This window comes from Pseudomonas fluorescens HK44, from assembly GCF_000217955.3.
GTDB lineage: Bacteria > Pseudomonadota > Gammaproteobacteria > Pseudomonadales > Pseudomonadaceae > Aquipseudomonas > Aquipseudomonas fluorescens_AQ.
This window is the reverse complement of the sequence record NZ_AFOY02000031.1, coordinates 1-6,253: the sequence shown is the minus strand read 5'-3', so window position 1 is coordinate 6,253 and position 6,253 is coordinate 1. Positions and strand designations below refer to the sequence as shown.

Here is a 6,253-nt window from a genome sequence, read left to right as displayed (position 1 = left end):
GGGGTTTGGGGAGCAATGGAACCAAAAACCAACGTAAGCCCTACCAACGCTTTTCGGTGTCTTCTTCCCAGGCGCCCATCTCGACAAAACAGTTGCGCATGTCGGCCTCCTGGCTGATCTCGGTCAGCAGGTCATGCACGCTCTTGTCCAGCTCATCGTCGCTCCGATACGGAATGGTCAACTCATAGTGGCCGGCATCCAGCCGCTTCATGCCATAGGGCTCCAGGCAGTAGCGCTCAATGTTCTCCGTGGCCCGCTTCCGGCCGCGCACGAACTTGCTGTTATTCACCACCGCGAGGCGCAGGGTGACGGTGGCCACCCGCTCGGCGGCGGGCGGCTCTGCCGGCGACGCGGCCGAAGGCTGCTGGTCGCGTGACCTGGCGCTCTTCTGGTACGCGCCGATCTCGACACCACGGTGGCGCAGGTAGCTGTACAGCGTGCTCTTGGAGATGTGCAGCTTCTCGCCGATCGCGCTGACGCTCAGGCGACCTTCGCGGTAGAGGGTTTCGGCCGCCATGGCGGTGGCCTCAGCCTTGGCTGGCAGGCCCTTGGGACGGCCACCGATCCGGCCACGCGCCCGTGCGGCCGACAGACCCGCCTGAGTCCGCTCGCGGATCAGCTCGCGCTCGAACTCCGCCAGCGAGGCGAACAGGTTGAACACCAGGCGGCCTTGGGCGTGGGTGGTGTCGATGGGGTCATTCAGGCTCTGTAAGCCGACCTTGCGCTCTGCCAGCTCGCCGACCAACTCGACCAGGTGCTTGAGGGAACGCCCAAGGCGATCCAGCTTCCAGATCACCACGGCATCACCCGGCCGCACGTTGGCCAGCAGTTTGTCCAACTCCGGCCGGGCGCTTTTCGCGCCGCTGGCGATGTCTTGGTAGATGCGTTCGCACCCGGCCTGTTTCAGGGCATCGACTTGTAGGTCGGCTTTCTGATCCCGAGTGCTCACTCGCGCATAACCGATCTTCATCAAAAGTACTGTTTACTCGACTACGTTAGTAATAGTTGAACTTTGATTAAGCGTACCAGTTATTTGAACCGTAGCGCGGGGAGCTTAACGAACCGAGCCATTCCTCGATAGAGTTCGGCAAAACCTTCGTTTTGTCGAACCATTGCATCGCCCTTTGTGATTGGCGTATAAACACACAAACACCTATTAGCGGAGAACGCTATGAATACCATTCGCTGGAATGTCGCCGTCTCGGCCGACACCGACCAGTCGCTTCGGATGTTTCTGGCCAGCCAGGGCGGCGGCCGTAAGGGCGACCTGTCGCGCTTCATCGAAGAAGCGGTACGGGCACACATCCTGGAGCTGAGCGCTGAGCAGGCCAAGGCCGCTAACGCCCATCTGAGTGAGGCAGAATTGACCAACGCGGTTGACGAAGCGCTCGACTGGGCACGTAAGCGCTGATGCGGGTCGTGTTGGATACCAACATCCTGTTCAGCGCCCTGATCTCGCCACATGGCGCGCCCGATGCGATCTACCGTGCCTGGCGGGCGGCGCGTTTCGAGGTGGTGACCTCGCGGATGCAACTCGATGAAATTCGTCGAGCCAGCCGCTATCCCAAGCTTCAGGCCATCCTACAGCCCGCCAAGGTGGGCGCCATGATCAATAACCTGCAACGGGCTGTGGTACTGGAGCGCCTGACCATCGAGGTCGAAGCCGATGATCCGGATGACTCGTTTTTGCTGGCCATGGCCTTGGCGGGCGATGCGGACTACCTGGTAACCGGTGATCGCCGCGCCGGCCTGCTGCAACGCGGGCACATCGAACGCACGCGGATCGTCACGCCCGCCGTGTTCTGCGTCGAGGTGCTGTGATCAATGCCGGTCGGTTTTCTGACTCAAGAGCAACGCGACGGTTTTGGCCGCTATGTTGATTCGCCCAGCCGTGAAGAGCTGGAACGTTACTTCCACCTGAGCGATGAAGACCGTGAAGCCATCCAGGTGCTGCGGGGTAACCATAACCGTCTGGGTTATGCCGTTCTGCTGACCACCGTCCGCTTCGTTGGCGTTCTGCCGGACAAGCCCGCCGCCGTGCCGGTGGAAGTCCTGCAGGTGCTTTGCCGACAACTGGCGATTCCAGACCCCGACTGCCTCCAGCGCTATAGCGATCATCGCCGCTGGATACATGCCACCGATATTCAGAACCGCTTTGGCTATCGTCATTTCACCGATCCGGGCATCGGCTTTCGCTTGAGCCGCTGGCTGTATGCCCTCTGCTGGACGGGCACCGACCGGCCGGGAGTGCTGTTTGAGCGAGCCACCTCGTGGCTGTTCACACAGAAAGTCCTCCTGCCTGGTGTGTCTCAACTAGAGCGCTTTATCGCCCAGTTGCGCAGTCGGGTCGAAGAACGCCTCTGGTTTACGCTGGGCCGCAGCGTGACTGAGGAACAGCGATTGCAACTGCAAGACTTGCTGACGGTGGCCGAAGGCAACCGCAGCTCCCGGCTGGATCAATTGCGCTCCGGCCCGGTCATGGTCAGTGGCCCCGCGTTGATTCGGGCACTGCGCCGGCTCGATGACGTGCGCGGCATCGGCATCACCTTGCCGGCGGCGGCGCACATCCCTCCCAGCCGTATCGCCGCCCTGGCCCGCTTCGCCAACACGGCCAAGGTCACCGCGATTAATCGGCTGCCGGCGTCGCGGCGGATGGCGACACTGGTGGCCTTCGCACTCTGCCTGGAGGCGACTGCGCACGACGACGCACTGGAAGTCCTGGAGGCCTTGCTGCGCGACCTGTTCAGCAACGCGGAGAAGGCCGACAAGAAAGCCCGCATGCGCAGCCTGAAAGACCTGGATCGGTCGGCCGCGACGCTCGCCGCCGCGTGCAAGGTCGTGCTGGACAGCTCGATCAGCGATGACAACGTGCGCGCCCGGCTGTTCAACGACCTGCCGAGGACCACCCTGGAAAAGGCCCTGGAAGAGGTCAACGCGCTGATCCGCCCGGTAGATGACGTCTATTTTCTTGCATTGGAAGCGCGCTACCGCAGCGTGCGCCGCTTCCTGCCCGACCTGCTCAAGCACATCCGCTTCGGCTTCAGCCCGGCCGGCAAGGGCGTGGCGGCTAGTCTGGAGTGGCTGCAACTGAACCTGCCGCGCCGGAAGCCAGAGGATGACGCGCCGCAGGAGATCGTGGCCAAGGCTTGGCAGAAGCACATCACCCGCGAAGATGGCTCCCTCGACATGGGTGCCTATGTGTTCTGCACGCTCGATGCGCTGCGCACGGCCCTGCGCCGCCGCGATGTCTTCGTCTCGCCCAGTTGGCGCTATGCCGACCCGCGCCTTGGCCTGCTCGACGGTGCCGAATGGCTGGCGGCGCGACCGATCATCTGCCGGTCACTGGGCCTGACCATCGACGCCAAAACCACCCTGGACGCCTTGTCCGTCGAGCTGGATGCAACCTGGCTGGCAGTAGCCGCGCGCCTGCCCGACAACCCGGCGATTCAACTGAGCGAGAACACCGAGGGCAAGACCGAACTGTCGCTCGGGGCGCTGGACAAGCTGGACGAGCCCTGCTCGTTGCTGCAACTGCGGGCGGCCGTGTCTGACCTGATGCCGCGTGTCGATCTGCCGGAAATCCTCTTGGAAATCGCCGCCCGCACTGGCTTTTCCGAGGCCTTCACCCATGTCTCCGAACGCAATGCACGCGCCGACAACCTGGTCACCAGCCTCTGCGCGGTGCTGTTGGGCGGGGCCTGCAACACCGGCCTGGAGCCCTTGATCCGCACCGACAACCCGGCGCTGCGCCGTGACCGGCTGTCCTGGGTCAGCCAGAATTATATCCGCGACGACACCCTGTCAGCGGCTAACGCCATCCTGGTCGGAGCGCAAAGCCAACTGGAACTGGCCCAAGTCTGGGGTGGCGGCGAGGTCGCCTCCGCCGATGGCATGCGCTTCGTCGTACCGGTGCGCACCGTGCATGCCGGCCCCAATCCGAAGTATTTCGGCACCGGCCGGGGTGTCACCTGGTACAACCTGATTTCCGACCAATTCTCCGGCCTCAACGCCATCACCGTGCCCGGCACGCTGCGCGACAGCCTGGTGTTGCTGGCGGTCGTGCTGGAACAGCAGACCGAGTTGCAGCCGACGCAAATCATGACCGACACCGGGGCCTACAGCGATGTGGTGTTCGGGCTCTTCCGCCTACTTGGCTACCACTTCAGTCCGCGGCTGGCCGATGTCGGCGGTACCCGCTTCTGGCGCACGCGCCCGGACGCGGACTACGGCAAGCTCAACGGGCTGGCCCGCCAGTCGGTCAAACTCGACCTGATCGCCGAGCACTGGGACGACCTGCTGCGCCTGGCCGGCTCGCTCAAACTCGGCCGGGTGCCGGCGACTGGCATCATGCGCACGCTGCAAACGGGAGATAGACCCACCCGGCTGGCCCAGGCGCTGGCCGAATTCGGGCGGATCGAAAAGACTCTGCACACGTTGACCTATATCGACGACGAGTCCAAGCGCCGCGCCACCCTGACCCAGTTGAACCGAGGCGAAGGCCGGCACAGCCTGGCCCGCGCCGTGTTCCACGGCAAACGCGGCGAGCTCCGCCAGCGCTACCGCGAAGGCCAGGAAGACCAGCTCGGTGCTCTGGGCCTGGTGGTGAACATCATCGTGCTGTGGAACACCCTCTACATGACGGCGGCCGTGGAACGGCTCAAGCAGCACGGCTATCCAGTGCTGGAAGAGGATTTGGCCCGGCTATCGCCGCTGATCTACGAGCACATCAACATGCTCGGGCGGTATTCCTTTGCGGTACCGGAAGAAGTTGCGCGCGGCGAGCTGCGGCCACTGCGTAATCCAGACGACGACCTGTGATCCCCCTAAACGCTATGAGCAACACCCAAGCTGCTGCTGGATCGGCGGGCACTTCACCGAGCCGAACGAACAGAAAACGCAGCAATCCCCTGGGTTGGGGCGCAGCAGCGCCTTGCAGTTGCTGCACTCGTAATAGAACTGGCAGGCGTCCGTGGGCATGGTTTCCGGCTTGGCGAAGCCGCAGCGCGGGCAAGTCAGCACGGACTCAAGGACAATGGCGCTCATCGTGACCTCACTTCTGCACTGTGGAGGGGTATCCCGCGTTCGCGGTCGCCTCAGTCAGTGCCTCGGGCTGGGCCTTATCGGGATCGTAGGTGACGGTCGCCGTCTTCTGGTCGAAATTGACCTGGACGTCACTCACGCCGGACACCTTCTCCAGCGACTTCTTGACCGTGATCGGACAGAGTCCGCACGTCATGTTCTGCACGTCGAGCGTGACGGTTTTCGGGGGAGCCGCCAGCGCCACGAAGGGCAAGGCGAAAAGCACGGCGATCAGCAGTTTGCGCATGGTTAATCTCCTTCAGTAGAACAGCGGGGCGAGCCACGGCACGGCCAATAGGCCGAGCAGCAGCACGCTGACGATCCAGAACACGAGTCGCTGTCGCACGAGCGTGCGCGGATCGGCGCAGGGTGTACCTGGCGTACAAACCTGTGGCACCAGGTAGAGCTTGCGGAATGCCAATCCCAGGAACAGTAGAGTCAACCCGATGAAGAGGGGGCGTAGTGGCTCCATCATGGTCAGAGCGCCCACCCACGTACCGCCGACACCGAGTGCCAACAGCACCAGTGGCCCGACACAGCACACCGACGCACCGATGGCGGTCAGCGAACTCGCGACCAGCGAGCCTTTCCCGGTGAGTTGCATCCCCATTCCCATCTCCTGAGCCTGATTGCCTAGGTGCTATTCTAAACTCCGTACCAAAGTACGGAATCAAGGAGAAAGTGATGGCCACAGAGCTGACCATTGGCAAGCTGGCAGACGCCGCCGGGGTGAACGTCGAGACGATCCGCTACTACCAGCGACGCGGGCTGCTGGATGAACCAGCCAAACCCTTGGGTGGCCATCGGCGCTATCCGGTGGACATGGTGAAGCGACTGCGTTTCATCAAGCGGGCTCAGGCGCTGGGTTTCACGCTCTCGGAAGTCGGTGGACTGCTGACGCTGGATGAGTCGTGCGCCTGTGCCGAAACGCGAGCACGGGCTGCACGCAAGCTCGCGTTGATCGAGCAGAAGATGGCCGACTTGGTCGTCATGCAGCAACTGTTAGGCGAACTGGTGCAGCAATGTGATGCGGGAGACGGCGGAACGATCTGCCCGATCATCGAGGCACTGATCAGAGAGTAATGCCTGGCGGGTGAGCTGGAGATCGGAAAGCCCCTTTACGGTGGGATTCAGAGCTTACGTTGGTTTTTGGTTCCATTGCTCCCCAAACCCC

The 6,253-nt window shown here is 62.9% G+C and carries 8 protein-coding genes; 4 read left to right on the top strand and 4 right to left on the bottom strand.

Translation table 11 applies throughout. The annotated features are described in order from the left end of the window. Positions 1 to 40 precede the first annotated feature (40 nt). Positions 41 to 970 carry a recombinase family protein gene (locus tag HK44_RS29115; RefSeq protein WP_003150544.1) on the bottom strand — a complete coding sequence of 310 codons (930 nt, stop codon included), beginning with the start codon at positions 968 to 970 and terminating at the stop codon, positions 41 to 43. 201 nt (positions 971 to 1,171) lie between these two features. On the opposite strand from HK44_RS29115, the gene HK44_RS29110 reads away from it, so the two are divergent. The 3 genes from HK44_RS29110 to HK44_RS29100 are packed head-to-tail and all read left to right on the top strand — an operon-like array spanning position 1,172 to position 4,818. Then, positions 1,172 to 1,411, top strand: coding sequence for a ribbon-helix-helix domain-containing protein (locus tag HK44_RS29110; protein WP_003089107.1), 240 nt, complete (start codon positions 1,172 to 1,174; stop codon positions 1,409 to 1,411). Then, positions 1,411 to 1,821 (top strand): putative toxin-antitoxin system toxin component, PIN family, encoded by a 411-nt coding sequence (locus HK44_RS29105; protein WP_003150546.1) that lies wholly within the window; start codon positions 1,411 to 1,413, stop codon positions 1,819 to 1,821. Before HK44_RS29110 ends, HK44_RS29105 begins: the two co-directional genes overlap by 1 nt. A 3-nt stretch (positions 1,822 to 1,824) precedes the next feature. After that, complete coding sequence (locus HK44_RS29100; protein WP_003299771.1) at positions 1,825 to 4,818, top strand: Tn3 family transposase; 2,994 nt, start codon at positions 1,825 to 1,827, stop codon at positions 4,816 to 4,818. A 12-nt stretch (positions 4,819 to 4,830) separates the two neighbouring features. On the opposite strand, the gene HK44_RS29095 is transcribed toward HK44_RS29100, so the two are convergent. The 3 genes from HK44_RS29095 to HK44_RS29085 are packed head-to-tail and all read right to left on the bottom strand — an operon-like array spanning position 4,831 to position 5,689. Next, positions 4,831 to 5,043, bottom strand: coding sequence for a GDCCVxC domain-containing (seleno)protein (locus tag HK44_RS29095; RefSeq protein ID WP_003089113.1), 213 nt, complete (start codon positions 5,041 to 5,043; stop codon positions 4,831 to 4,833). 7 nt (positions 5,044 to 5,050) lie between these two features. Next, positions 5,051 to 5,326, bottom strand: a complete 276-nt coding sequence (merP, locus tag HK44_RS29090; RefSeq protein ID WP_003150552.1) for a mercury resistance system periplasmic binding protein MerP — start codon at positions 5,324 to 5,326, stop codon at positions 5,051 to 5,053. A gap of 12 nt (positions 5,327 to 5,338) precedes the next feature. Further along, complete coding sequence (locus HK44_RS29085) at positions 5,339 to 5,689, bottom strand: mercuric transporter MerT family protein (protein ID WP_003089115.1); 351 nt, start codon at positions 5,687 to 5,689, stop codon at positions 5,339 to 5,341. A gap of 74 nt (positions 5,690 to 5,763) precedes the next feature. Here HK44_RS29085 and merR point away from each other — a divergent pair, with 74 nt between their 5' ends. Then, on the top strand, positions 5,764 to 6,162 hold the full coding sequence (merR, locus tag HK44_RS29080; RefSeq protein WP_003089120.1) for an Hg(II)-responsive transcriptional regulator: 399 nt from the start codon (positions 5,764 to 5,766) through the stop codon (positions 6,160 to 6,162). Positions 6,163 to 6,253: the final 91 nt, after the last annotated feature.